General features: G+C 58.0%; 21 protein-coding genes and 2 pseudogenes. 12 read left to right on the top strand and 11 right to left on the bottom strand.

Annotated features, from left to right (window positions below):
- Positions 1 to 3 precede the first annotated feature (3 nt).
- Positions 4 to 543 carry a DUF4416 family protein gene (locus LKE28_02860; GenBank protein ID MCH3907201.1) on the top strand — a complete coding sequence of 180 codons (540 nt, stop codon included), beginning with the start codon at positions 4 to 6 and terminating at the stop codon, positions 541 to 543.
- Here the strand turns inward: LKE28_02860 and LKE28_02855 are convergent.
- From LKE28_02855 to LKE28_02845, 3 genes are read right to left on the bottom strand one after another with little or no spacing between them, the layout of a single operon-like run.
- The gene (locus LKE28_02855) at positions 518 to 1,858 is read right to left on the bottom strand and encodes a M20/M25/M40 family metallo-hydrolase (protein ID MCH3907200.1); all 1,341 of its coding nucleotides are present in this window, start codon (positions 1,856 to 1,858) and stop codon (positions 518 to 520) included. The two genes, LKE28_02860 and LKE28_02855, sit on opposite strands and share 26 nt — an antisense overlap.
- A 1-nt stretch (position 1,859) precedes the next feature.
- The gene (locus LKE28_02850) at positions 1,860 to 2,552 is read right to left on the bottom strand and encodes a hypothetical protein (GenBank protein MCH3907199.1); all 693 of its coding nucleotides are present in this window, start codon (positions 2,550 to 2,552) and stop codon (positions 1,860 to 1,862) included.
- Positions 2,549 to 3,292, bottom strand: coding sequence for a DUF5058 family protein (locus LKE28_02845; GenBank protein MCH3907198.1), 744 nt, complete (start codon positions 3,290 to 3,292; stop codon positions 2,549 to 2,551). Before LKE28_02845 ends, LKE28_02850 begins: the two co-directional genes overlap by 4 nt.
- A 135-nt stretch (positions 3,293 to 3,427) precedes the next feature.
- Here LKE28_02845 and LKE28_02840 point away from each other — a divergent pair, with 135 nt between their 5' ends.
- Together LKE28_02840 and LKE28_02835 are read left to right on the top strand one after the other, a co-directional pair.
- Entirely contained in the window at positions 3,428 to 4,207 is a 780-nt protein-coding gene (locus tag LKE28_02840) for a hypothetical protein (GenBank protein MCH3907197.1), read from the top strand.
- Positions 4,191 to 5,411, top strand: a complete 1,221-nt coding sequence (locus tag LKE28_02835) for an L-serine ammonia-lyase (protein MCH3907196.1) — start codon at positions 4,191 to 4,193, stop codon at positions 5,409 to 5,411. The genes LKE28_02840 and LKE28_02835 overlap by 17 nt, the downstream gene beginning before the upstream one ends.
- On the opposite strand, the gene LKE28_02830 is transcribed toward LKE28_02835, so the two are convergent.
- The 7 genes and pseudogenes from LKE28_02830 to LKE28_02800 form a co-directional block, all read right to left on the bottom strand.
- On the bottom strand, positions 5,408 to 6,565 hold the full coding sequence (locus LKE28_02830) for an MFS transporter (protein MCH3907195.1): 1,158 nt from the start codon (positions 6,563 to 6,565) through the stop codon (positions 5,408 to 5,410). The two genes, LKE28_02835 and LKE28_02830, sit on opposite strands and share 4 nt — an antisense overlap.
- 40 nt (positions 6,566 to 6,605) lie before the next feature.
- Positions 6,606 to 7,211 carry a pentapeptide repeat-containing protein gene (locus LKE28_02825; GenBank protein MCH3907194.1) on the bottom strand — a complete coding sequence of 202 codons (606 nt, stop codon included), beginning with the start codon at positions 7,209 to 7,211 and terminating at the stop codon, positions 6,606 to 6,608.
- A gap of 91 nt (positions 7,212 to 7,302) precedes the next feature.
- Positions 7,303 to 9,820, bottom strand: a pseudogene (gene leuS, locus LKE28_02820) (leucine--tRNA ligase).
- Between the two features lie 97 nt (positions 9,821 to 9,917).
- Positions 9,918 to 11,171 (bottom strand): hemolysin family protein, encoded by a 1,254-nt coding sequence (locus tag LKE28_02815; protein ID MCH3907193.1) that lies wholly within the window; start codon positions 11,169 to 11,171, stop codon positions 9,918 to 9,920.
- A gap of 39 nt (positions 11,172 to 11,210) precedes the next feature.
- On the bottom strand, positions 11,211 to 12,353 hold the full coding sequence (locus tag LKE28_02810) for a GNAT family N-acetyltransferase (GenBank protein ID MCH3907192.1): 1,143 nt from the start codon (positions 12,351 to 12,353) through the stop codon (positions 11,211 to 11,213).
- Positions 12,354 to 12,359: 6 nt separating this feature from the next.
- Entirely contained in the window at positions 12,360 to 13,178 is an 819-nt protein-coding gene (locus LKE28_02805) for a GNAT family N-acetyltransferase (GenBank protein MCH3907191.1), read from the bottom strand.
- 1 nt (position 13,179) lies between these two features.
- Entirely contained in the window at positions 13,180 to 13,800 is a 621-nt protein-coding gene (locus tag LKE28_02800; protein ID MCH3907190.1) for a lysoplasmalogenase, read from the bottom strand.
- Between the two features lie 431 nt (positions 13,801 to 14,231).
- On the opposite strand from LKE28_02800, the gene LKE28_02795 reads away from it, so the two are divergent.
- The 8 genes and pseudogenes from LKE28_02795 (at position 14,232) to LKE28_02760 (ending at position 22,169) form a co-directional block, all read left to right on the top strand.
- Entirely contained in the window at positions 14,232 to 14,591 is a 360-nt protein-coding gene (locus LKE28_02795; protein ID MCH3907189.1) for a hypothetical protein, read from the top strand.
- A gap of 234 nt (positions 14,592 to 14,825) precedes the next feature.
- The gene (locus LKE28_02790; protein MCH3907188.1) at positions 14,826 to 15,812 is read left to right on the top strand and encodes a Gfo/Idh/MocA family oxidoreductase; all 987 of its coding nucleotides are present in this window, start codon (positions 14,826 to 14,828) and stop codon (positions 15,810 to 15,812) included.
- Positions 15,813 to 15,833: 21 nt separating this feature from the next.
- The gene (locus tag LKE28_02785; GenBank protein MCH3907187.1) at positions 15,834 to 17,042 is read left to right on the top strand and encodes an NADP-dependent isocitrate dehydrogenase; all 1,209 of its coding nucleotides are present in this window, start codon (positions 15,834 to 15,836) and stop codon (positions 17,040 to 17,042) included.
- 54 nt (positions 17,043 to 17,096) lie between these two features.
- Entirely contained in the window at positions 17,097 to 18,902 is a 1,806-nt protein-coding gene (locus LKE28_02780; protein ID MCH3907186.1) for a type IIA DNA topoisomerase subunit B, read from the top strand.
- Position 18,903: 1 nt separating this feature from the next.
- A pseudogene (locus tag LKE28_02775) lies at positions 18,904 to 20,899 on the top strand (DNA topoisomerase IV subunit A).
- A complete protein-coding gene (locus tag LKE28_02770; protein ID MCH3907185.1) occupies positions 20,892 to 21,584 on the top strand; it encodes an RNA pseudouridine synthase in 693 nt (230 codons plus the stop codon). The pseudogene LKE28_02775 and the gene LKE28_02770 overlap by 8 nt, the downstream one beginning before the upstream one ends.
- Before the next feature lie 115 nt (positions 21,585 to 21,699).
- Entirely contained in the window at positions 21,700 to 21,993 is a 294-nt protein-coding gene (locus LKE28_02765; GenBank protein MCH3907184.1) for an ATP-binding protein, read from the top strand.
- Positions 21,990 to 22,169 carry a hypothetical protein gene (locus tag LKE28_02760; GenBank protein ID MCH3907183.1) on the top strand — a complete coding sequence of 60 codons (180 nt, stop codon included), beginning with the start codon at positions 21,990 to 21,992 and terminating at the stop codon, positions 22,167 to 22,169. The genes LKE28_02765 and LKE28_02760 overlap by 4 nt, the downstream gene beginning before the upstream one ends.
- Here LKE28_02760 and LKE28_02755 read toward each other — a convergent pair.
- A complete protein-coding gene (locus LKE28_02755; GenBank protein MCH3907182.1) occupies positions 22,160 to 25,108 on the bottom strand; it encodes a pyruvate, phosphate dikinase in 2,949 nt (982 codons plus the stop codon). The genes LKE28_02760 and LKE28_02755 overlap by 10 nt on opposite strands.
- A 178-nt stretch (positions 25,109 to 25,286) precedes the next feature.
- Here LKE28_02755 and gdhA point away from each other — a divergent pair, with 178 nt between their 5' ends.
- Positions 25,287 to 26,624 carry an NADP-specific glutamate dehydrogenase gene (gene gdhA, locus LKE28_02750; GenBank protein ID MCH3907181.1) on the top strand — a complete coding sequence of 446 codons (1,338 nt, stop codon included), beginning with the start codon at positions 25,287 to 25,289 and terminating at the stop codon, positions 26,622 to 26,624.
- The last annotated feature ends 61 nt before the right edge of the window (positions 26,625 to 26,685 follow it).

Genomic DNA, 26,685 nt, shown 5'->3' with positions numbered 1-26,685 from the left:
ATCATGGGAGCCATTGTTCCGTTCACGCCGGAGCGGTTGGTCATCGGGGTGCTTTCCACCAACGAGGAACAACACCCCCGGTTGCTTGCAGCGCTTCAGGCCTCATATGGTCCGGTGTTGACGGAAAGCCCCCATACCCCGTTCTCCTACACCGATTACTACGATGGGGAGATGGGGGGGCGGCCCGAGCGGTACTTCCTGGTCTTCCGCGATCTGGTCGACCCGGGACGGCTGGCCGCCATCAAACGGGAGACCAACGATCTTGAGGAACAGTTCATCAAGGATGGAGGGAGGACGATCAACCTGGATCCGGGAATCCTCAGCGCAGGCTCTTTCATCCTTGCCACGACAAAGAACCGCGCCCACCGCATTCCACTGTCCGACGGCATCTACGCCGAGGTGACGTTGATCTACTACGGCCATCGGTTCAACGCCCTTCCCTGGACGTACGCCGATTACCGCAGTGACGCGTTCTGTGATCTCTTCGCCCGGTACCGGGCCGCGTACCTCTCCGATCTCAAAGACCGGAAAGGCACTTCTTGACGATCACCTTGTAGAAATCCACTCCGCCGGGAAGCGTCTCCGCGCTGATGTTCTCATCCACGCCGTGGATGGAGGTGATCTGCTGTTTGGTCACTTCCAACGGAGCGAACCGGTAGATGTTGTCGCAGATCGGGGTGAAGAACCGGGAGTCCGTCCCGCCGGTCATGGCGTACGGGCAGGGAATGACGGATGGGAACACTTCCTTGACCGTCGCTTCCAGCAGGCGGAACTCCGCCGTGGTGACGGCCACCACCGGACACGGTTCGGTGCTGTTGATCACCTGCATCTCCAGGTCATGCTTCTTGGCTTTCTCCGCAAGAATTTTGGTGGTTTCCGCCACTCCCTGGTGGGGGATGAACCGGACGTTCGCCGTCACATACGCTTCCTGGGGCATGACGTTCAGACCGTCAGAACCCTTGGCGGTGGTAAACGCGATGGTGGTGGCCACCATGGCCGCCCCAGAGGGGTTGGTCTTGTACAGCAGCTTGGTCAGAAGCGGAGAGAACCCTTTGGCGTGACGGAACAGGAAGCCCTGCAGGCCCCCCGTCTTCGTTCCCAGTCTTCGGAGCATCTCCATCGTGACGGAGTTCATCTTCGGGGTGAACGGCGGGTGCTTCTCGATGTCATCCATCAACGCGCCCAAGCGGGGAAGCGGCGTGTTCTTGCCCGGTGCGGAGGCGTGGCCGCCTCTGCCGTGGGCGATGAACTTGTAGTTGCCGGTTCCTTTTTCCAGACAGCCGATCATGGCGAACGTACCCTTGGCTCCGGACAGCGGCTCGTGGGTGATCATCCCGCCTTCGTCCATGACGAGCTGCAGACGCACCCCTTGGGATGCGAGCAGGTCGTTGGACTGTTTCGCCCCCGGTCCAAGGACCTCTTCCCCGGCGGAGCTGGAGATGTACAGGTCCCCGTGGTTTTCCCATCCATCGGCGATCAACTCATCCACCGCCTGGAAGATGCAGAACAGCGAACCCTTGGTGTCCACCGTTCCACGGCCCCAGATGTTCCCCGCCTCATCGATGTCTCCGGAGAACGGCGCATGGGTCCAGTCGTTGGCGTTTGCGGCGACGACATCCTGGTGGCTCATCAGCATCATCGGAGCGTCGGTCGGTTGTTTCGCCGCCCATTTGAACAGGAGGGAACCATCCTCGAACTGATGGATCTCACAGGTTTCGAACACATGGGGGAAGTTCTCCTTCAAAACCGTGTGGAACTTCTCGAATTTCTCCAGCTGGACGACATCCTTGATGGACACCGTCTCACACTGGATCATCTTCTGCAGCTTTTCGGCATACGTTTGGGCTCGTTCGTTCATGTTATTTGATCTCCTTGATCATCTGGGGTGTGAAGCGATACATCAGGTAGCAAAGACCGATGGAAATGGCGCCGTTCGGGATGAGCAGCGTCGTGGAGGACGCGATCAGGCTGGGGACCAGACTGCACAGGATCACGATGAACAGCATCGGGAAGATGGAGAGGATCGGATTCTTCTTGAAGTACTGCATGGCCAGTGCGCCGAACAGGCAGGGCAGCAGGTTGTCGAATGCCGGGCGGAGCGTCGGGTTCTGCAGGATCGGGGTAAGCGGGATGAGCAGCAGCACCCCCAGGAAGATCACCAGCATGGTGACCAGCGAGGAAGTGGCGACGGACAGCGTCGTGATGATCTCGTCTTCCGGCGTCCCCACTTCCGTTTTGGCGATGTCCCGGGCGGTGAACGCGCAGGGCAGTTTCATGTTGGAGATGTTGCCGGTGATGAAACTCAGGTAGGATGCCCCCGGTCCGAGCAGCGGGACGTACACCAGGTATTCCACAATGCTTGACGGGACGTAGATCACCAGGACCTGCACGAGAGCCGGCCAGAACCCCTTCATGTTGAAGTGGGCGTGCAGGAAAAACGCGAACAGGAACGGGGCGACGAACAGCAACAGGATGCCGATGGACAGCCCGATGCGGCCCGTCCGGTGAACCTCATTCTCGTATTGGTCAAAATCAAACGCCATCTCTTTCATACGATGCCTCCCAGGGAAAACAGGACGGCGGACGTCATGCCGATCAACATGCTGCCGGCAAGCGAGAAACTGTCCAGCGCCGTCACGTTCTTCCGCTTGGAGAAGTATTCGAACACCCCCATGGCCAAGGCGGAGATCAGGGCGGTGAACAGCGGGATGAACTGACGGAACGCGATGGCGGTGGCCACGTAACTGCCGCAGAATGTGGCGCACATGCCGATGAACATCGCCACCATGGCGTAAGAGCTGAACGATTTCTTGGTTGAGCCGGTCGCCACCGGTTTGCTCTTGATCTTGTTTGCGTACTGCTTCAGCGTGGCGATGGAAAGGATGCAGCCCCAGCAGATGCCGATGGTCATGACAAGGAGGATCGTCACCAGGTCATCCGTGGTAAGGATGGCTGCATCCAGTTGCTTCCCCATGCCGGTTGCCGCGATGGAGGCCACCGTTGTTTCGTACTGCAGGTTGCCGACGACGGACAGACGGAGCCAGGAGGCGGGGAGCCCCAGGCTTCCCGACAAGGCGATGACGCCGAGCAGAATGGAGATGGAAGGAAGGATGGTGAACGTCACCGACGAGGTGATGGCCCTGTTGAGCACTTCCTTGGACATCCCAAGCTTCCGTCCGGCACGATAACTTTTTCGGATGAACACAACGCACAGTCCGACGACAAACAGAAGGATCACTCCTACGATGACGTACAGGACCGGCAGATTTGCTTGTTGCAGATATGCTTCCATGGATGGGGAACCTCTTGCGGCGCAGTATAGCATATTTTGATATATATGCAGAGATGATTGTATAAAAATGTAATTGGGGATACAAAATGTTGGTATTTGGTCAACCAATTCCCCAACTTGCACGGTATTTCTGGCATGAAGACGACCGTTTTCCTGTTGTTTCTCCTGTTTTCTTCCTGCTCGTACCATCCGCTTGCCGTCCGGCCGGTGACGGTACGTATCCCCGCTCATCGCTGGGAAGCATCGGAAAACCTGATGTGGATGAGCCTCGTTACCTCGACGGGTCAGGAAACACGGTTGGATGAAGGAAAGCGGAACGCCACCGTATACGTTCCGTACGGAAGGACGGTGTTCGTCACCGTCACGCCGCTCGGTGAATGCCAACCGTTCGGGGGGTGGTTGGACGCATCCCAAAAAGAAGTGGTGTTGACGCAGGAGCGGGGAAGGCTGGCCGGGTATCTGCTCGATCTCTCCGGTACGTATGGATCCACCCTTTCCCTGCTGGATACGGACCAATTGCAGACCCGTCTTCAGGCGCGGGATGTCTCCCTGTGGGATCTGGATATGGCCAGGCTTGCCGCCGATCTTCTGAACAACCACGTAAAGGAATCCTCCATCCAGGCGCTTTCCCGTGTTCCCGTGGCTGTGCAGGACATCCCCGTCGGGCGTTGGATCGCCGAACGTGAGGATGATGACGACTTCTGGTACGATGGGGTCAGCCCCGTTCAGATGACCTTCTCCGACGGGTATCATCGTTTCCTGTGCAGGGAACGGGGATTGGTGGCCGTCATCTATGTGGACGGGAAAAGCGTCACCTCGTTCACCAGTGTGCGGGAGCGTCCCCGTCTGGTAGTTCCGTCTTGGCTTTTCCCTCGTTTCGGAGTACAGTGCAGGGGCAATGCAGTCACTCCATGAACTCTATCGGATCGGCGTCGGGCCATCCAGCAGCCACACCATGGGACCGCGGTTCGCGGCCCAGCATTTTCTCTCCAAACACCCGGATGCGGCGTCCTACCAAGCCAGTCTGTTCGGATCGCTGGCCGCGACCGGAAAAGGCCATTTGACGGACAAGGCGATCCGCGAGGTGTTCGCCGCAAAGGGCAAGGAGATCGACATCGCCTGGTACCCCGACCAGTTCAAGCCGTTTCATCCCAACGCGCTGACCATCACGGCGTTGGATCCAGAGAAAAAAGAGTTGTGCAGCCAGACGTACTACAGCGTCGGAGGCGGCCGGGTGGTCATTGAAGGGGACTCGTCCAGCGAGCCGCCGGAGGTGTATTCCAAGGAATTCACCCACATGAAGCAGATCCTCGCCTACTGCAACGAGGAAGGGATGCAACTGTGGGAATTCGCCCTGAAGTTCGAGGGTCCGGAAATCCTGGACTACATGGATACCGTCTGGGGGGTGATGCGTCAGGCCATCGAGAACGGCCTGGATACGGAAGGGGTGCTTCCCGGTGGATTGAAACTGCCCCGCAAGGCGATGCAGTACAACGAGAAGGCCAAGGACTTCAAGGGTCCGTTCGGCAATACGGCGTTGGCGCTGAGCTACGCGCTTGCCGTCTCCGAGGAGAACGCCGCCGGCGGCACCATCGTGACGGCGCCGACCTGCGGTTCCTGCGGCGTCCTTCCTGCCGTGCTCCGTTATCTCGCCGAGCAGTACAAATTCCCCAAGATCCGGATCCTCCGGGCGTTGCTTACCGCCGGGATCATCGGGAACGTGGTGAAGACCAACGGGTCGATCAGCGGGGCGGAAGTGGGCTGCCAAGGGGAAGTCGGCGTGGCGTGCGCCATGGCAGCCGGGGCTGCGACCCAGCTGTTGGGTGGCTCGATCTTCCAGGTGGAATACGCCGCGGAGATGGGGCTTGAGCACCATCTCGGGCTGACCTGCGATCCGATGCTTGGGTTAGTGCAGATTCCCTGCATCGAGCGCAACGCCATGGCCGCCATGCGTGCCTTGGACAACAGCACCTACGCGTTGTTGGGAGACGGACGGCACCGGGTGTCGTTCGACGCCATCATCGAAGTAATGATGGAGACCGGACAGGCGTTGCCTTCGTTATACCGGGAGACCAGCCGGGGTGGGCTGGCCAAGGTGATGGAAAACCCCAATCCTTAAGCGTTCAACGCCCGTTTCGCCAGTACCAGCGTCACCAGTGACAGTAGCATCATGATGGCGATGGACAAGATTCCTGCCGCCTGTGAGATTCGTGTGGAGATGGCTCCGACGATCACCGGGAGAACCAGTTTCCCGATGGTCCCGGAGATGGTGTGCATGTTCATCACCTGGTCGACCCGATCCGGCCAGGAGTGGATCTCCACGATCTGGGCCATCGGGTTGAGGGCTCCCAGTCCAAAACCGGCAACCGTCAGGGTGACCAAGGCCATCGGAACGGTGGTCGCGAAGGACATGGCCACAAGGCTTGCCGCCACCAGCGCGGTGAGCGAGCCGATGATCGTCCAGGTGCGCTTTGACTTGATGAAGAAGGGGATGAGGAGCAGGCGGCTGCCCGTCATGCCGACGTGGAACAGCGTCACGGCAAGCCCCACCGCCGCCGCGGTGGATCCCAGACTCTGCTGCAAAAACAACAACGGGTAGATCATCGTCAGTCCCTCCACCGTGGCGGAGATGATCAACGACAGGTAGAACAGCCGGAACGGACGCTCGGCAAGCAGGGAGAATCCATCCTTCAGGTGGTTCTTCTCCGTGCCTTGGTGGACCATCAGGTCGGGAGTCTGTTTCGCTTTCCCCAGCAAAGAGAGGAAGACAAAGCCCAGGACGAGCCAGGCGATCCCATTCTGGTAGTACGCCTGGTACCAGTGGCTTCCCTTCATCCGGGAGATGTACCAGCCGGCAAACATGCTGCTGATGGCGTAGATCAGATGCATGGTGGCGATGTTCCGCTCCCGTTTGGTCCGGTCAACAAACGTGATGACACTGAATTTTGCGCTGGACCACGGATATCCCAGCACGCCTTGCAGGAGGAACGCCACGGCGAAAAACGATGCTGTGCGGGAAGCGCCCAGCAGGAAGAAACCTGCCGCCGCTCCGAATGTCCCGATGATCATGGTACGGTACGGGCCTTCCTTGCGCATCAATGCGGGGTACAGCAGAAAGGCGATGATCAGGCCGGCTTGGGAGAGGGAAAGGATCCATCCCAGTCCTTCCAGCGTGATGCCGCAGGTTTGTTGGATATCGTTGCCCAGGCCTCCGAACAGGTTGGAGGAAAAGGCCATGACGGCCGTCTGAAGCAGCACCATGAAGCGTATCATGATAGGGTACTATAGCGATTTCCCAAGGAAATGCAAATGGTCATCCCTCCACCGTGACGCCCAGCAGATTGGCCAGCGCCGTCGTCTGGGCGAGACTGATCTTCGCCCCCTTCAATTCCCGGAAATCCGGGCTGACGATGATGCCGTCCAGCACCGTGCCGGACAGGTCGATCCCCTGGAGTTTGGTGTCGGTCAGAGAGGCGCCGGTCAGGTCGCAACGGATCAGTGCGGGTGGGGTGGTGAAGGTGAGGGAGGTCAACGCGCCTTCCTGCAGATCGCAGTCCGAAAACGACATGCCCCGCTTCCAGGTCGCCTGATGCCAGTCGGTGTAGGAGAGGTTGGATCCGGTGAATACGCACTGCTCCAGGACGGCGTCACTGAAGTGGGCGCCGAGGAGCTTGCATCCTTCGAACCGGCATTCCCGGAAATGGGATCCACGGAAGTCGGCTTCGGAACAATCGCAGAAACGGAACGTCGTCTGGATGAACGAGCCGTCCTGAAAATTGGTGCCGTCAAACCAGCAATGATCCAGAATGATCCGTCGGAACCAGCTTTCCGAAAGCGTCAGACCGCTTGCCGAAACCCGCTCCAGCTGGCAGTCCTGGTATTCCTTTTCCTCCGAAACGAGGAACGTCGTCTCCTGCATGGCCTATCATACCATGAAAACGGCAAGAGAGGCAGCGAAAAAAAGCTCCGGACCCGCAGGTTGCCGGAGCTCGATCCTCAATTCCAGAGTCTTATTTGACCACCAGGTTGACCAGCCTGCCGGGGATGACGATCTCCTTGATGATCGTCTTGCCTTCCAGCCACTTCTGGATCTTCTCGCTGGATTTCGCCATTTCGAGCAGTTGTTCCTTGGTGGCCGTCTTGTCCGCCGCAACCTTGTCCCTGACCTTTCCGTTGATCTGGAAGACCACTTCCTGCACCGGATCGTGGGTCTTCTCCTCATCATACGTCGGCCATGAATGGTTGGTCACCGATGGCTGGTGCCCCTGAAGCTGCCACAGTTCTTCGGCAAGATGCGGCACGTACGGGGACAGGAGGAGCAGCAACGTCTCGTACACCGTGGTCGGAACGGTGTCCGATTTGTACAGTTCGTTGACCAGCACCATCATCTGGGAGATTGCGGTGTTGAAGTTCAGGGAATCCGTATCCTCCGTCACCTTCTTGATCGTCTTGTTCAGCAGACGGTCCAGATCCTCCGGAATTGGTTGGTCGACGACCTTCTTGTCCTCGTGGATCCTCCACACCCGGTCCAGGAACCGGTAGATGCCGATCAAGCCTTCGGTGGACCAGGGTTTGGAAACCTGCAGCGGTCCCATGAACATCTCGTACATCCGCATGGAATCGGCGCCGTACGTGGCGATGATGTCATCCGGATTGATGACGTTCTTCAGGCTCTTGGACATCTTTGCGGTGACCCGTTCCAGCGTTTCCCCCGTTTCCTTGTCCTTGAACACACCGGGGGTGACTTCCTCGACCATGTCGATGGGTACCAGCGCCTTGTCCTCTTTCTGGTAGGCAAAGCTGGTGATCATCCCCTGGTTGACCAGTCTCTGGAACGGTTCCCGTGTGGAAACCAGACCGAGGTCGTACAGCACTTCGTGCCAGAAACGGGCGTACAGCAGATGGAGCACGGCGTGCTCGGCTCCGCCGACGTACAGGTCTACCGGCATCCAGTACTTCTCTTTCTCCGGATCGACGAATCGCTTGTCGTTGTGCGGATCGATGTAGCGGAGGTAGTACCAGCAGGAACCTGCCCACTGGGGCATCGTGTTGGTTTCCCGTTTGGCCGGTCCGCCGCACTTCGGACAGGTGGTGTTCACCCAGCTGTCGATCTTGGCCAGCGGACTTTCCCCGGTACCACTCGGCTCGTAGGACTGCACATCAGGCAGCCGGAGCGGGAGCTGGTCCTTCGGGAAGCGGCACCACGCCGCACTTCGGGCAGTGGACCAAGGGGATCGGCTCACCCCAGTAGCGCTGGCGGCTGAACACCCAGTCACGAAGCTTGTAGTTCACCGCCTTGTGGCCACAGTGGTGTTCTTCCAACCAGGCGAGCATCTTGTCGATGGCCTGCTGCTTGTTCAAGCCGTTCAGCCACTCGCTGTTCACATGCTCTCCGTCTTCCGTCCACGCTTCTTTCTGGACGTCCACCTTGCTCTTCAGTACTTCGATGATGGGCAGCCCGAACTTCTTGGCGAACTCCCAGTCACGGGTGTCGTGGGCCGGAACGGCCATGATGGCGCCGGTGCCGTAGCTGATCAACACATAATCGGCGATCCAGATGGGGATCTTCTTCCCGTTGACCGGGTTGATGGCGTAACTGCCGGAGAAGACGCCGGTCTTTTCCTTTGCCAGATCAGTCCGTTCCAGATCACTCTTGTGGGCTGACGCGGCGACGTACGCCTCCACCGCTTCTTTCTGTTCCGGGGTGGTCAGCTTGGCGACCATCGGGTGTTCCGGAGAGATGACCATGTAGGTGGCGCCAAACAGCGTGTCACACCGTGTGGTGTACACTTCCAGCTTCTCGTCGAACTTCTCCAGCGGGAAGAAGACAGCCGCTCCAACCGAGCGTCCGATCCAGTTGCGCTGCATCAGCTTGACCGATTCCGGCCAGTCCAGCTTGTCCAGGTCCTTCAGAAGCTCGTCGGCGTACGCGGTGATGCGCAGCACCCACTGGCGGATGTTTTTCCGTTCCACTTTGGTGCCGCACCGTTCGCATCTTCCTTCCTTGACCTCTTCGTTGGCCAGTCCTGTCTTGCAGTTCGGGCACCAGTTGATCGGGCTCTGCGTCTCATAGGCCAGGCCCTTGTTGTACAGCTTGAGGAAGATCCACTGGGTCCACTTGTAGTATTCCGCCTCACAGGTGGAGATTTCACGGCTCCAGTCGTAGCTGAAGCCCAGGCTCTTGATCTGCCGGGTGAACGTGGTGATGTTCTTCTCCGTCGTCGCCTTGGGGTGGGTTCCCGTCTTGATGGCGTAGTTCTCCGCCGGCAGGCCGAATGAATCGAAGCCCATCGGATGGAGCACGTTGTAGCCGTTCATCCTCAGGTACCGGGAGTAGATGTCCGTGGCGGTATACCCTTCCGGATGACCGACGTGCAGGCCAGCGCCGCTGGGGTAGGGGAACATGTCCAGGACGTACTTCCGTTTTTCCTTGGGATAGGAAGGATCTTCCGTTACGTGGTACGTCTTGTGGTCTTCCCAGTACTTCTGCCATTTCACTTCAATTTCATGGAAGGGATAGTTGCTCATTTAAGTAATTGCCTCATAAATAATTACGTTCATCGCCAACGTAAAGGCGATTCTTTCCCAATATACAATAAAGACCGGTTGTTGTACAGGCCACCCCTTATTCGTCTTCCGGTGGTACGGCAGGGGTGAACAGGACGGTGTCGACACGGTTCTTCGTCATGGCCAGGATGCGGAACGTCCCCGCCGGCGTGGTGACGATTTGTCCGATACGGGGGATGTCCCCGATGATATCCAACAGATAGCTCGCGATGGTGCCGCTGCGGAACTCCGGTTCCTCTTCGTTGATGTCCAGTGTCTCGATGAACTGTTGCATCGGCGTGTCCGCCTGGACGATCCACGAGCCGGGGTTGTGGGTGCTGGGGACGACCAGATCGCCTTCCTTCTTCTCATGCTCATCGTAGATTTCTCCGAACAGTTGCTCGACGATGTCTTCCATCGTGACGACGCCGGAGAACCCGCCGTATTCGTCCAGCACGATGGCCATGTTGAGGTTCTGCCGTTTGAAGCGGGTGAACAGGTCGTCGATGTGCATCGATTCCGGCACGAACTGTGGTTTTTTCGCCAACGTGGAGATTTTGACGGCATCCCCGTGGACGATCTGGGCGGAGAGCAGATCCTTCAGCACCAGCACGCCGGTGATGTTCTCCCGGTTCCCGTGGTACAGCGGAACCCGGGAGAAACCGGATTCCACCATCAGGGGGAACGCCTGCCGGATGGTCAGGCAGTCGTCCATGCAGAACACCTCGGTACGGTGGGTCATCACCGTACGGATCTGGGTTTCGGAGAAGTAGATGGCCCGTTGCATCAGGTCACTCTCATACTGGTCGACCACTCCCTGGTCCTCCGCCGCGTCGGCGATGTGCATCAGACTGGTCGGGGTGAGCCGCTTGCTGTCCGAACCACGGAACAGGAAGTTGATGAACCTGCTCAGTTGGCGGAAGCACCAAATGACGGGAAACAGGACGATGGTCAGGATCTTCAATGGGATGGCGGTCGCCAAAGCGATGCCCACGCTGTTGTGCATGGCGATCTGCTTGGGGGAAATCTCCCCGAAGACCAGCAGCACCAGCGTCAGGATTCCCGTCGCCGCTCCGATATAGGCGTTTCCCCAGCGGGAGATGGTCATCGAGGTGACCAGCGCGGAGAGGGAGAGGTTGACCAGGTTGTTGCCGATCAAGACGGTGGTCAGCATCACATCACTTTTGTGGGTGAACGAAAGCGCGATCTTTGCGCTCTTGGAGCGCTTTGACTCAAGCTTTTTCTGGTCGATGATCGACAGGGAGGTATAGGCGGTTTCCGTGGCGGAGAAGGCTGCGGAAAGAAACAACAGAAAGAGAATGGCAGCAATCATAGCGGCCACCTTGGTTCAGGGTCAGGTATCGGAACGTCATCATCCATAGATGGAACTAATGATACTGAAAAGGAATAGGATGGGCAATATCACCACAACATCACGGTGACCATCAGGACGGAGACGGACGGGATGATGAACGAATCGGCCCCGCGTTTCTTCACCCTGCTGGAGTTGAAGCCGGTGAAACGGGTAGAAGAAGAACAACGAGTCGAGGAACATCAGCGTATAGCAGTACCTCAGGGCGATGGATCCTTTCAGCGGCAGGCAGAGGAACGCAAGGGCAAGCTGTCCGGTCCGGGCGATCCTGCACAGCACGGAATCCATGTCACTGTTGCGCCAGTGGGTGCCTGCGATGTAGACATTGCCCGGCACGGGGAAGGGAATTCCCACCAACAGGGGCAGCAGGACGCCGAGGAGCCACGCCGTATCCCAGGAAAGGAACGTCACTTCCGTCTGTTGGATCCGCGCCGAGATCTCCATGGACAACGTACGGACCGTCAGGGCGAAGACGGGAACCAACAGAAGAAACAGGGGACTGCGTTGGTAGAAGGGATCCTGCGTCCAATCGGCGACCGTACCGGGAAACAGCACGTTCAGCAAGTTCCAGCCTTTCAGGCAGGGATACCACAACAGGATGTTGCACAGGACGGTGAAAGCGAACGGCCGTTGGTCCCTGGGCTCTTCCACCATCTCTTCCGGGATGGACAGATGCCAGAGAAAGTAGCCCATGTCAAAGAAGCGGGCAGCCCGTTTGTTGACTTTGAGGAGTCCGATGCCGAAGCGGGAGACCTGCTCTCGGATCGACATGATGGTGAACCCATGGTTGGCGAACTGTTTCAGCGAGGAGCTGTTGTCTCCTTCCACGCAGGCGATGATGTCGGTGCATCCCACATCCTTCAGGTGGGCGATGGCCTGTTCCGTCAACGCGTTGCCGATACCCTGTCCCTGATGATCCTTCTCGACGTACAACCACCCCAGGTATCCCACTTTCCGTTTGTTGGGGAGGGAGAACACATCCATGTTCATGCCGCCAACCACCTGGTTTCCTTCCCTGGCGACCACGGTATGTTCCGGCTTGATGAAAAAGATTCGCCGGTAGCTCTTTGGGAAGCTGGCGGTCATCAAGGCGGAGACCTCTGGTGTTTCGTCTTCCTGCATCAACGCGTACGTATATGCCATACCACCTCAGACTATAGCAGATTTCACCATCGTTTGCATCTCATGCTGCGTGGCGAAGCGAAAAAAACCGCATCGCCCGAGCAGATGGATCATCGGAAGATAGCCGTCGTCCACGTTGATGAACTTCACTTCCGGATTCCGGACAACGGAAGGGAGGGCGGAGAGCGCAGCCTTCGCAAATCCTCTGCCACGGAATTGTGGCTGGATGTACAGCTGCATCAATGATCCGCTCTTTTTGCTGATGGCCAGCGCGCCAACAGGAGAACTCCCCGCCACAATGGCGTAGACGGAAACCTGTCCCAACCGGATGGATTCCGTCTCGTTCTGCCAACTGCTTCGGCACTCCGGAGAAGAAGGCAGGAGGTCATACCCGCCCGGTACCAACTGGACCATGCCAGAAGGGGAGAGGTCAGAAGTGAGGATACGGAAGCACGCCAGATCACGGAGGGAGGTGAACCCATGCTCCTGGTACAGCTTCACCGCCTTGGTGTTGGTGGAGAGTACCTCAAGTTTCCATGTATCTGCACCCGCTTCCGCCAGTGCGGACTTCGCCCTTTCGACCAGCAGATGGGCGTAGCCATGCCCCCGGTATTCCGGGAGGATCGCCGTGCCACAGTCATACGCTTCGTTTCCCCTCCGTCCATTGAGGATGAAACCGCACAGGGATGATCCGTCGTACAACCCCACCGAACAACGAAGGTCAAAACTGTTCTTCTTCAGATTCCACTGCAATTGGGCGGGAGAGAAATGGAATGGGACGGCATACCCGAAGAAGGCCTGATTGAAGACAGAGGCGTCAATGTCCTTCAGCGGGCCAAAGCGCATTTCAGACGGCTCCCTGGGCCATCAAAATACCGACAACGAGGAGGAACTCGGCGAACGTATAGGTCGCCATGATGGAGACGTCGGAAAACTTTTCCGTAACGGTGTTGTACCCCAGCATCGAATCGCTGGTGGCGAAGAAGATCACACCGAACAGGGCGATCCAATTGCCGGCTCCCGCGGCGGCTATCGCCTCAATGACCAGCGCCAGGGCATAGATGAACATCAGAAGAGGGGCGGGACCTTTCCGTACCAGTTTCGCCGCCAACACCAACGGGTAGATGGAAAGAAGCGCGACGACCAACAATGCGGCCGGATGGGTGAAGTGATGGAAGAAATAACTGATATAAAAGATGTGGCCGACGAAGAACGAAAGTCCGCCGATGGAAAACAGGACCAGTTTCTTGGGAAACAGCAGAAACAGATCCCCTGCGGTGTGCAGCGCCAGCGCCACGATGATCAGGACGGGAAGAATGCCGGTCTCCGTCTGGAGGGAGAGATAATACCAAAGGAGGGATGGCATCAACAGCACCTTGGTGATCCTGCTGGGGATTTCCCGGTGCATGTCCCGCATACAGATGTGGATGACACAGAGCATGGCGAACAGAAGAAATTGGTAGTTCATGCAGACAGTGTACACTGCCAACCGCAAACGAGGAAGATACAACTGTGGGCGAAGCGTACCATAATTCACGATACTAAATCGGTTTACGAACAACAAGAAACAAGCGTATCCAGTGACGGAAGTCAAAGGTGTGAGAGAAAAAACGAAAGTGTAGGAAACCTCATCACTGAAAATTCTCACCTATTCCAATTGTTGGTGTCATGAGTTTATTATTTACTATATAATGAAATACATATATTTCTTAAAAAATCTTACATCTTTTGATCAAAACTTGTTGACACAAGTCATGAAGTTGGCTATATTGCAGATGTCACTCAGAAAGAGTGGTTGAAAGGAAAACGAAAGGCAGTTGCACCTGCCGAAGGAAGAAAAGGAAATGAAAAAGTTTGTTGGTGTTGTGATGGCTCTGTTGATGGTTGGTTCACTGGTGTTTGCGGCTTCGAAAGAATGTTGAGATTTCTACGACGATCGGAGAGACGCTGGCTCTTGAAACAACAGACAATGCATCATTTGGAACGGGTAGTGCCGTGACGGAAAGCCCTCTTGGTGGTAGTTTCTATGTAAACACCCAAAGCAACGTGTGGAAGGGCTTTACGTTGAAGTACAGTTTGGAACCGCTGAAGGGTGCTAATAGTTCAGATACGATTCCGGTAAAGGTTTCTGCTGTCGTTGATACTACAACGCTTGATGATGTAGCTGTTGGTGATTCAACGGTGAGTGATCAGGTATTGCTGACAGTTGTAGTGGCGTCACGACTGAGACCACAACACATTCCGCCCAAATTACGGTAAGCGCTTCCGAAGAAAACTGGGCGACATTGCATCCTGCAGATACCTATTCTGCAACAATGACTTTCACCGTCACCGCCAATACGTGATTGGTTTCGTAAACAACAAACAAGTTTCTTCATAGATTCTCTTGGCCACCGTAGTGCATACGGTGGCTCTTTTTTGTCTGGGGGTGTGGTTGGTTTTTTCCTCTTGTGGGGGTACCCTCAACGTTTCGGGAAATCTGTGGTACTATGCTTGCGAGAGGTAAGCAATGCGTATTGGAATACTTGGAGCGGGAAACATCGCCAGGACGATGGCCAAGACGATCAATTTGATGCAGAACCAGGAACTGTACGCCGTGGCGTCCAGAACAAGGAGAAGGCTGACGCGTTCGCCCGGGAGATGGGAGCTTCCCACGCGTATGGAAGCTACGCGGAACTGGCAAACGACCCGAACGTCGATCTTGTCTACATCGCGACGATCCACACGGAGCATTTCAACAACATCATGCTGTGCCTGGAAGCGGGACGGAACGTCCTGTGCGAGAAGGCGTTCACGCTGAACGCCCGGGAAGCCAAGGCGGCATGCAAGCTCGCAGAACAGAAGAAGCTGCTGCTCGCCGAGGCGATGTGGCCGCGCTACATGCCCAGCAGGACCATCATCACCGATTTGATCAAGCAGGGGGCCATCGGGGACATCCGCATGGTGACGGCCAACCTCTGCTACCGCATCAGCGAAGTGCCGCGCATCAAGGAACGATCCATGGGTGGCGGGGCGTTGCTGGACGTCGGCGTCTATCCGCTGAGCTTCTTGTTCACCTACATGGGGACGGACTACGTGAAGATGCAGAGCCTTGCGTCCATCACGGCGCTGGGGGTGGACGAGCAAAACGTCACCTCGTTCATCTATTCCGATGGACGGATCGGCGTGGTGGAGAGCGGGACGAAAGTCCGTTCCGACCGCCGCGGGATGATCTATGGGACCAACGGTTCCATTGAAGTGGAGAACATCAACAATCCCGAACGGATCTGGTTGTTCGACAAGGACGCCAAGCTGGTCAAGGAGATTACACCACCGGCGCAGCTGACCGGTTACGAGTATGAGGTCGAGGCCTGTGAGAGGGCCATCAAGGATGGCAAGTACGAGTGTTCGGAGATGCCCCATCGGCATACCATCAAGAAGATGGAGATTCTGGACGCCATCCGCAAGAGCTGGGGAATTCGGTTCCCCTCGGAGCAATGATCAGATAGGGAAGAGGATACGATGCAGAAAATCAAAATGAAGACCCCCGTCGTCGAGATGGACGGGGATGAGATGACCCGCGTGTTGTGGAAGATGATCAAGGATACGTTGATCACCCCGTACGTCGATCTGAAGAGTGAATACTACGACCTGGGGCTGCCCAACCGGGACAAGACGGACGACCAGGTGACCAAGGACGCCGCGGAGGCGACGCTCCGTCTGGGAGTGGCCGTCAAATGCGCCACCATCACGCCCAACGCCCAGCGGATGGACGAATACCACCTGAAGAAGATGTACAAGAGCCCCAACGGGACGATCCGGGCAATGATGGACGGGACGGTGTTCCGCACCCCGATCATCGCCGACTGCATCCATCCGGTGGTCCGCAACTGGAAGAAGCCCATCACCATCGCCCGTCACGCCTACGGCGACGTGTACAAGGCAACGGAGTACCGCGTCCCCTCATCGGGAAAGGCGGAGTTGCTGTTCACCGGTGATGACGGCTCGACGTTCCGGCAGACGGTCTTCGACTTCCACGGCCCCGGGGTGATCCAAGGCCAGTACAACAAGGACGACTCCATCGAGAGTTTCGCCAAGAGTTGTTTCGAGTATGCCCTGGCCACCGGAGAGGACCTGTGGTTCTCCGCCAAGGACACCATCAGCAAGCAGTATGACGGCACGTTCCGTGACATCTTCCAGCGGTTGTACGACTCCACCTACAAGACGCGGTTCGAGAAGGCCGGCCTTACCTACTTCTACACGTTGATCGACGACGCCGTTGCTCGGGTGATCCGCAGCGAAGGCGGGTTCATCTGGGCGTGCAAGAATTATGACGGGGACGTGATGAGCGACATGGTCTCCACGGCGTTCGGCTCGCTTGCCATGATGACCAGCGTGCTGGTCAGCCCCACCGGCGCCTTTGAGTACGAAGCCGCCCACGGGACAGTGACCCGGCACTACTACCGGTACCTGAAAGGGGAAGAGACGTCGACCAATCCGATGGCCACCATCTACGCCTGGACCGGGGCGCTTCGCAAGCGAGGAGAGCTTGACGGCACTCCGGAACTCATCGATTTCGCCAACCGGTTGGAGAAGGCTTGCATCGACACCATCCACAGCGGCGTGATGACCAAGGATCTTGCCATCCTTGCCGAAGGTGTGGAGGTGAAACAGGTCAATACGGCCGGGTTCCTGGATGCCATCCGATCCCACGTGGAAGAAGGGCGGTAACCACCGGTTTTTGCACGACACACGGCGCCGTTTTCGTGTATACTGCTATGGAACATGGAATACGATGAATCAAAGATACAATCACTGAGCCCACTGGAGCACATACGGCTCCGGCCGGGCATGTACATAGGGCGGCTGGGCAACGGCACCCATGAGGACGATGGAATCTACATCCTGCTGAAGGAGATCATCGACAACAGCGTCGATGAGTTCATCATGCACGCCGGCAACAGGATCCTCATCACCCGGACGGAGAATACCTGTACGGTGCGGGACTTCGGCCGCGGCATTCCGCTTGGGAAGGTGGCGGACTGCGTCTCCATCATCAACACCGGCGCCAAGTACAACGATGACGTGTTCCAGTTTTCCGTCGGTCTGAACGGCGTGGGCACCAAGGCGGTCAACGCCCTCTCCTCGCTGTTCACCGTCACCTCGTACCGGGAAGGAAAGTTCGTCTCCATCACGTTCGCCCAGGGCCAGATGAAGAGCAGGAACGAAGGGAAAACTTCCGAGCCGGACGGAACGTTCGTCTCGTTCACCCCGGACCCCCAACTGTTCGGCAACTACGCGTTCAACGACGATTTCATCATCAAGCGGATCCAGGGGTACGCCTACCTGAACAGTGGCCTGACGCTGGAGTACAACGGGATGACGTACCGTTCCAAGGACGGGCTCCTCGACCTGCTTCGCGAAGAGGTGGGGGACTCCAACCTGTACGACATCATCCACTACCGCGGGGACAAGCTGGAGTTCGCCTTCACCCATGTGCCGGGGGATTTCGGGGAGAACTACTTCTCCTACGTCAATGGACAGCACACCAGTGACGGCGGCACCCACCAGGCGGCCTTCAAGGAAGGCATCGTCAAGGGCATCAACGAATACTTCAAGAAATCCTGGGAGGCCCAGGACGTCCGGGACGGGATGATCGGCGCCATCGCGGTGAAGGTCAAGGACCCGGTGTTTGAGAGCCAGACGAAGAACAAGCTGTCCAACACGGAGATCCGCTCCTGGATCGTCGCAGAGGTGAAGGACGCCGTCGTCGACTACCTCCTCAAGCACGCCGATCAGGCGCAGAAACTCAACGAGAAGATCCAGAACAACGAACGGCTTCGCAAGGAGCTGAACGATGTGCGCAAGGGTGCCCGGGAAGCGGCCAAGAAGGTGTCCATCAACATCCCCAAGCTGAAGGACTGCAAATACCATCTCGGACAGTCCACCGTCCATGCCGAGGAGTGCGAGGCGTCGATGATCTTCCTCACTGAGGGGGATTCGGCCTCCGGCACCATCACCAAGACGCGGGACGTGAAGACCCAGGCGGTCTTCTCCCTCAGGGGGAAGATCCAGAACGTCGAGGGGATGAAGCGGACGATCATCTACAAGAACGAGGAGCTGTACAACATGATGGTCGCCCTGGGGATCGAGAACGGCATCGAAGGGCTGCGGTACGGCAAGGTGGTCATCGCCACCGATGCGGATAATGACGGCTTTCACATCCGCAACCTGTTGATGACCTACTTCCTGACGTTCTTCGAGGATCTGGTGACCAGCGGCAGGCTGTACATCCTGGAGACGCCGCTGTTCCGGGTGCGCAACAAGTCGACGGTCCGGTACTGCTACAGCGAGGCGGAACGCGACCAGGCGACGAAGGATATCCGGGGCAGTGAGGTGACCCGGTTCAAAGGGTTGGGGGAGATCGACCCGAAGGAGTTCGGCGCGTTCATCGGGCCGGAGATCAAACTGGTGCCGGTGACGGTGCCTGCCATGAACACCATGGCCAAGACGATGCGGTTCTACATGGGGAGCAACACCCCGGAACGCAGGGATTTCATCATGCAGTACTTGTTGCCGGAGGATATCTGAGATGGCCCAAGCCCCGCAACTCTATCAACGGTACTTCCTTGAATACGCCTCGTACGTGATCCGTGACCGCGCCATCCCTGATCTTGTCGATGGCCTGAAGCCGGTGCAGCGGCGCATTCTGCACTCGCTGTTCGAAATGGACGACGGCAAGTTCCACAAGGTGGCCAACGTCGTCGGTTGGGCGATGCGCTACCATCCCCATGGGGACGCCGCCATCTATGAGGCGTTGGTCAACCTGGCCAACCATGACCTGTTCATCGAGCGGCAGGGGAACTTCGGCAACGAGATGACCGGTGACCACGCCGCCGCGGCGCGGTACATCGAGTGCCGTCTGCTCCCGTTCGCAAAACTGGTGCTGTACAACCCGGAGCTGACCACCTACGTGGACAGCTACGATGGACGGAACAAGGAGCCGGTGACGTTCCCGGCCAAAATCCCCGTCGTGTTGATCCAAGGCGTGCAGGGCATCGCCGTCGGCATGTCCACCATGATCCTCCCGCACAATGCCATCGAGGTGTTGGACGCGATGAAGGCGGCCATCAACAACCAGCCGTTCACCCTGTATCCCGATTTCCCCGGCGGGGGCATCGTCGACGTGAAGGAGTACGATGACGGCAAGGGAAAGGTGGCCGTCCGTGCAAAGCTGAACATCTCCGATCCCAAGCGGATCGTCATCGAGGAACTGCCGTACGGCGTGACCAGCGAAATGATGATCGACTCGGTGCAGAAGGCCTGCCAAGGACGGCAAGCTCAAGGTGGCGTCCATCACCGACTTCACCACCGACAAGGTGAACATCGAGATCGACCTGCAGCGCAACACGTTCTCCAAGGATATCGTAAAGAGCCTGTACGCCTACACGTTGTGCGAGACGAAGATCAGCGTCAATCCGCTGGTCATCAAGGACAACATGCCGGTGGTGATGAGCGTCAGCGAGATCATCCGCTATCACGCCTCCCATCTGATGGACGTCCTCCGCCAGGAACTGGAACTGAAGAAACGGCACCTTTTGGAAGACCTGCAGGCCCGCACCCTGGAGCGGATCTTCGTCGAGGAGCGGATCTACAAGCGGATCGAGACGAAGAAGACGGCAGAGGATGTGGAGAAGGCGGTGGTCACCGGCTTCAAGCCGTTTGAGGAGCAACTGCTCCATCCCATCACCCACGATGACGTGGAGCGGCTGTTGAAGATCCCCATCCGCAGGATCTCGCTGTTCGACATCTCCAAGAACCATGAGGAGATCGACGCCATCAACAACGGACTGAAGGACGTTGAGGCGAAGCTCGCCGACCTGAAAGGCTACTCGCTGGGCTACATCGATATGCTGAAATCTTCCCTGGGCATCGCGTCCCATCGGCGAAAGACGACGGTGAAGAGCTTTGAGACGGTGGACGTGAAGGAAGTGGCCCAGCGGAACCTCAGCCTGACCTATGATCCGGTCAACGGATACCTGGGAACGGCGGTGAAGGATGGCTCGACGATGCTCTCCGTCAGCGAGTTCGACCGGGTGCTGGTCATCCGCAAGGATGGATCGTACATGGTCATCGACGCGCCGGAGAAGGAGTTCGTCGGAAAGGGGATGCTGTACTGCGGGTTCGCCGACAAGGATGAGCTGGAGAAGATCGTCTTCACCATCCTGTATCGGGAGAAGAAGACCAAGTTCCTGTTCCTCAAGCGGTGCAGGATCACGTCGTTCCAGCTGAAGAAACTGTACCTGTTGCTGCCGGATGACACCCACTACCAGCTGCTCAAGCTTTCCACGCTTCCCAACGCCGAGCTCAAGGTGGTGTACAAACCCAAGCCGGGCATGCGGATCAAAGAGGAGACATTCTACTTCGGCGACTACGCGGTGCGTGGCTCCAAGGCGGGCGGCTACCGGCTGACCGTCAAGGAGATCGAATCATTGAAGCTCCGCGCGGTGAAGGAAGTGGTCACCACGGAAAGCCAGACACCGACACTGTTTGATGACGCGGACGGAGGGGAGGAGACGGATGGCTGACATTGGATCCCGGATTCTGTATGAGGACAATCATCTGATCATCCTCAACAAGAAGTGCGGAGAACTGGTCCAGGGAGACGAGACGGGGGATCGCACGCTTGCCGATGACGTGAGATCGTATCTGAAGGATGCGTACCACAAGGAAGGGAACGTCTACCTGGGCATCCCCCACCGGCTTGACCGGCCGACCAGCGGGATCGTCATCTATACCAAGACGGAGAAGGCGCTGGTCCGGATGAACGAGGAGTTCAAGGGCGGCGGGGTGAAAAAGACCTACTGGGCGGTGGTGGACCGGCTTCCGGAGAAACCGGAAGGGACGCTGGTCCACTACATCATCCGCGATCCCCGGACCAACAAGAGCATCGCGCTCCCGGTGGAGAAGCAGGGATCGAAGATCGCCAAGCTGGATTACCGGGTGCTGGCCCAGGGAGAGCGGTACTTCCTGCTGGAAGTGCACCTGCACACCGGACGGCATCATCAGATCCGCGCACAGTTCGCCGCCATCGGAATCCACATCAAAGGAGACCTGAAGTACGGGGCTGCGCGCAGCAACCCGGACGGCGGCATCTGCCTGCATGCCCGAAGCGTCACGTTCCTCCACCCGGTGCGCAAGGAAGAGATCACCGTCACCGCCGATCCTCCCCATGACAACCTGTGGGACGCCCTGATGGCGGCCCGGACCTGAACTGCCAGGCGTTTCCTTCCTTTTTGTGGTATTCCTTCTGATCCATCTTCCCCCCAAAGATATGGTAAAGGGGTATGAAAGGGGGTAAGCAAAAGAGGTCTCCCTGTCCCCTCCGGTGTCTGTTGCGGATGTCATCAACCAACGGGTGGTGGAAAACGCCCGCGTTGCATACAAGAAAAATTGGAATCCGGAACCAATCCTTCATGCCATCTGCGCCTTTGCCAACGATAGCGATCATTGGGGTGGAGGATACCTCATCATCGGAGTGGAGGAAGCGCGTGGCATGCCCCGGTTTTCGGTGACGGGAGTGGATTCCCCGTCCATCCGGCGTTCCTTCCGGGAAAACGAAGCCGACAGGCGTTGCCGTTGCCACCGCGGAGAAGGAGCCAGCAGCAGATTAAGCGGATGATCGTATCAACCCTTGCCGAATCCGGAGCGCTTCCCACCTCTGCTCTGGCGACCCGGCTGGGATACGCCAAGGTGAGTGACTCGTCCGACCCTGTCATCAAGCAGATGGTCGCCGAACACACCAAACCGGAAAAACGGAGATCCCCCAAGCAGAAGCTAAGGCTGGTTCAGGACTGAGCCTTCTCTTGGATGCAGACCACCCCTTCACCGTCATGTCCGTTGACTTTGATGGACAGCGGGGCGGGGGTGTGGTAGTGGCGGAAGTGGGCGGTCTCCGCTTCCAGGGAACAGGGGGAGAGACGCTCAAGGTGGAGCGTCCCTTCTCCGAAGGCTGGATTGACCGTCATGTACACGCATCCCAGGCTGGTCATGTTCTGGAAGAAATGGGTTCCTTGGCTGGGCTCCACCTGGAAATCCTTCAAGCCGGTCTCCACGATGACCCTGCTGCCGGAGATCTGGCTCCAGGAGACGGGGATGCCCAGCCAGGGGTCACAGGAGCCCAGGCGCCCGACGACGATCAAAAGATACTCCCTGCCCTTTGCCGCCAGGACGGCGTTCAGGCCATCCAGCTCGTCGGCCATGGCAGGCATTTCGTTCTGCCGGAACGCCTCTGGTTTGATGGTGATGACGTCCTGGATTCCCTGGATGTTTCCGTTGCCCATCACCATGGGGGACCAGACGACGCTCTCTTCCCGCTCCTCTGGGGTGATGGTGATGTCGCTCTGCTCATTCCCTTCGGCGATCGGCCGGATCTGCAGCAGGCTGAACTCGGGAAGTTTGGGGCTCTTCCGGTTCAGGTTCACGGCGAATTCAATCTCCACCGGGGTGCTCATCGCACGGGTTCCCAGCTCCAGTACATCCCGCACGATGGAAGCCAGCGGGAACGCGTCGTACTTCAGGATTCCGTTGAACGTGATGATCTTCTGTCCTTCGGCGCGGATGCTTTCGGTGAGCGTCCCGGATGCCTGGTCGTACGTGCTGGCGATGTATTTCAGGCTTTCCGGAAACTGTTCGGCGTGGCTGATGTCCAGAAGCTCCAGATTCTCCGCATTATGCTCCAGCGGACGATACGGCCGGTCCGGCAAGGCGTAGAACGTCGACTGGGTACTGGTGTTGGTGCCTCCCAGAAACTGTGCGGGCCGTTTGGGATGGACCGGGGAGAAGCGGAAGGCCGATCCATTGTCCACGATGGCCTTGCCGAAGCCGAAGGAGATCATCCCCACGCCGTCGGTGGTCTTCTCTCCGTTCAATGGATAGTAGTTCAAACTCCTGGCCACGCCGCTGATGTTGGGGTACCAGTACGCACCATGACGGGAACCGATCACCTGCTGGATGATGACGGCCATCTTCTCCTCTTCCACCATGTGCTCGGTGGCCTGCATGTATGCTTTGGCCCTGCGGGTGTAGGTGGAGGCCCAGACGCACCGTACGGCATCGGCAAGCTCCTCCAGCCGTTGGGCGTCATCGCCGTTGTTGGGAAGCATGCAGGTTTCGTACACCCCGGCGAACGGTTGGAAATGGGAGTCTTCCAGCAGGGAGGAGGAACGGACGGAGATTGGGTTGTGGATCACGCTGAGGATGGCTCCGAGGTCCCGCAACAGGTCATCCTGGACGGGATAGGAGAGGAACAGATGGAGGAGTTCGTCGTCGGAGAGGTCCTGGGAGACGACCTCTTCCAGATGGTTGGTCTGGATGAACCGGGCGAACTGGTCGGTGCTGATCACCACCGTCCGGGGGATGGACAGGTAGACGTCGGGATATTTTGCCATCAGGCCGCTGGCCCTGAGCTCCTTGTCGATGAACGCCAATCCTCTGCCTTTTCCTCCCAAGGATCCACTTCCGATGCGGGAGAAGAACAGCGTCTCGTCGTACGTATCCCGGGAGAAGAGGGAGATGACCCCTTTGGCCCGTTCGGTACGGTAACTGCGGATCGTCTCGGTGATCCGCTTCTGCGTCGCCTGGGCGTCGTTGTGCGTGTCGATGTTGATCTCTTTCACCCGGGACGCCAGCTGGAACAGACCTTGGGCGCGAAGCCAACGGGAGAAGTCGTTCCTCCTGCTGTGGTAGGCGAACGAGTCGGGAGGAATGGTGGGAAGAATCTTCTGGAGCTCACGCATCGTCGAGGCGCGGGCGATCTCCATGCCGCTTTCCGGCTCCCGGAAGATGAACGGGCCGAAGCCGTAATGGCGGTTCATGTAGGTGTTCAGGTCGGCCAACAGCGTCGGGGACTGTTTCCAGATGAACGCGGCTCCCAGATCATCCGCCTCCTGTTCCCGCTGGGCGTCGGCGCTCTGCAACAGCACGGGGGTTTCCGGCATTTTTTTGTGGATCTCCCGGGTGAGCTCAAGCCCGGCGTTCTGGTCCTGGACGCCGCCCCGTGAGAAGGCGATGTCGCTGATCACGCCGAGGATGTTGCGGAGGTAGCGGTTGAACAGGCTGGAAGCTTCCTCATAGGTGCGCGCCAAGAGGATTTTCGGCCGTCCGCGCATCCTGAGGTGCTTGCCCCAGGTGTTCAGCGCCTCCAGGATCGTCGAACTGTTCTCCTGGATCAGGCAGGTGTACATCAACGGGAGATAGGAACTGTAGAACCGGACGGAATCCTCCACCAGAATGATCACCTGGACATCGGCGACGCTGGTGTCGTGCTCCAGGTTCATCCGGTCCTCCACCAGCTTGACCATGGCCAGGAAGATGGAAGGGTTTCCCTGCCAGTAGAAAAACGAGTCGATGTTGTCCGTCCCCAGACTCTTCACGTACTTGTTCCGACGGTGGGTCGGAGAGGGGGAGAGGACGACCACCGGCATGGCGGGGTCGATCGCCTTGATGTCGGCGCAGAGCCGCTCCACCGGCTCGTCCAGCAGGTCGATCATCGTGATGACCAGCTCGAACTTCCGCTCCTTCAGCAGGGAGAGCGCTTCGGCGGGATCGGAGGTGTGGGTGATCTTCGGGGGATTTGACAGTCCCAGCTGGGTGTATTCCAGGTACAGTTCTTCCTCCACCCTGCCGTCTTCTTCCAGGAGAAACCGGTCGTAATCACTGCAGATCAACAGCACGTTGTAGATGTGCTGGAGCATCAGGTTGGAGAAGGGAAGCCAGGTGGGATCGAGTTGGTACATACCCGTATCGTACCATACAATACAGGTTCTGCATATTCTTTCATATATTATGCGAAACATGTAATATTTCAAAAAATACTCATGGAATTTTCAGAATTCAGAGATGAAATCAACGGATTCCACACTTTTGTTTGACAGAATGAAGGGGCGGGTTTAGGCTGGGTTTGAGGAGTACCAGATGTATCAATTGGAACCGTTCATGGCGGAATTGGAGCGGAAGAACCCGGCGCAGCCGGAGTTCATCCAGGCGGTGCGGGAGGTGGTGGAGAGCGTCATCGACATGGTGAACGACAATCCCGTCTATCAAGAGGAGAAGATCCTGGAGCGGATCACCGAACCGGACCGGGTGATCATGTTCCGGGTGGATTGGGAGGATGACCAGGGACGTATCCAGACCAACCGGGGATACCGGGTGCAGTTCAACAACGCCATTGGTCCGTACAAGGGAGGACTGCGGTTCCATTCCTCCGTCACGCTGGGGTCGTTGAAGTTCCTTGGCTTCGAGCAGACGTTCAAGAACAGTCTGACCACCCTGCCGATGGGCGGTGGCAAAGGGGGAAGCGACTTCAACCCCCGCGGCAAGAGTGACGCGGAGATCCAGCGGTTCTGCCGCTCGTTCATGACGGAACTGCAGAAGTACATCGGACCGGACACCGACGTTCCTGCCGGGGACATCGGCGTCGGGGCCCGGGAGATCGGGTACCTGTACGGCCAGTACAAGCGGATCCGTGGGGAGAACACCGGGGTGTTGACCGGCAAAGGGCTGGGCTACGGAGGTTCGTTGATCAGGCCGGAGGCCACCGGATTCGGCACGATGTATTTCGCCGACGAGCTTTTGAAGGAGCACCACGACGAGTTCACCGGAAAACGGGTCTCCCTCAGCGGCTTCGGCAACGTCGCCTGGGGTGCGGCGATGAAGGCAAGCCAGCTGGGGGCCAAGGTGGTGACGATCAGCGGGCCGGACGGGTATGTGCTGGATGAAAAGGGGGTGGGCTCTCCGGAGAAATGGGAGTACATGCAACGGCTCCGCGCCTCCAACCAGGATGTCGTCGCTCCATACGCCCGTCAGTTCGGCGCAAAGTTCGTTCCGGGAAAGAAACCGTGGGAGGTGCCGGTGGACATGGCTTTCACCTGCGCCATCCAGAACGAGCTTTCCCTGGAGGATGCCAAGCAGTTGGTCGCCAATGGGGTGAAGTACGTCGTCGAAACGAGCAACATGGGTTGCCAGGCGGACGCGGTGAAGTATTTCATCGACCATCGCATTCCGTTCGCACCGGGAAAAGCGGCCAATGCCGGCGGGGTGGCTGTCTCCGGGTTGGAGATGAGCCAGAACGCCATGCACCTGTCCTGGTCCGCCGAGGAAGTGGACGAAAAACTCCATGGCATCATGCGTTCCATCCACGATTCCTGCGTCCGTGAGGGGCGACAGGAGGACGGGTACATCAACTACGTCAAAGGAGCGAACATCGCCGGTTTCCGCAAGGTGGCCGACGCCATGGTCCAATTGGGCTATTAGGACCGATTCCCAAAGACACTATTTCATCTTTTTTTCCCGTCTGGAGCGTGGACTCCGGACG

Origin of the sequence: Sphaerochaeta sp., from assembly GCA_022482495.1 — a bacterium.
Lineage (GTDB): Bacteria > Spirochaetota > Spirochaetia > Sphaerochaetales > Sphaerochaetaceae > RUG023.
The sequence above is the reverse complement of the archived record's forward strand: the minus strand, read 5'-3'. Positions and strand labels throughout refer to the sequence as shown.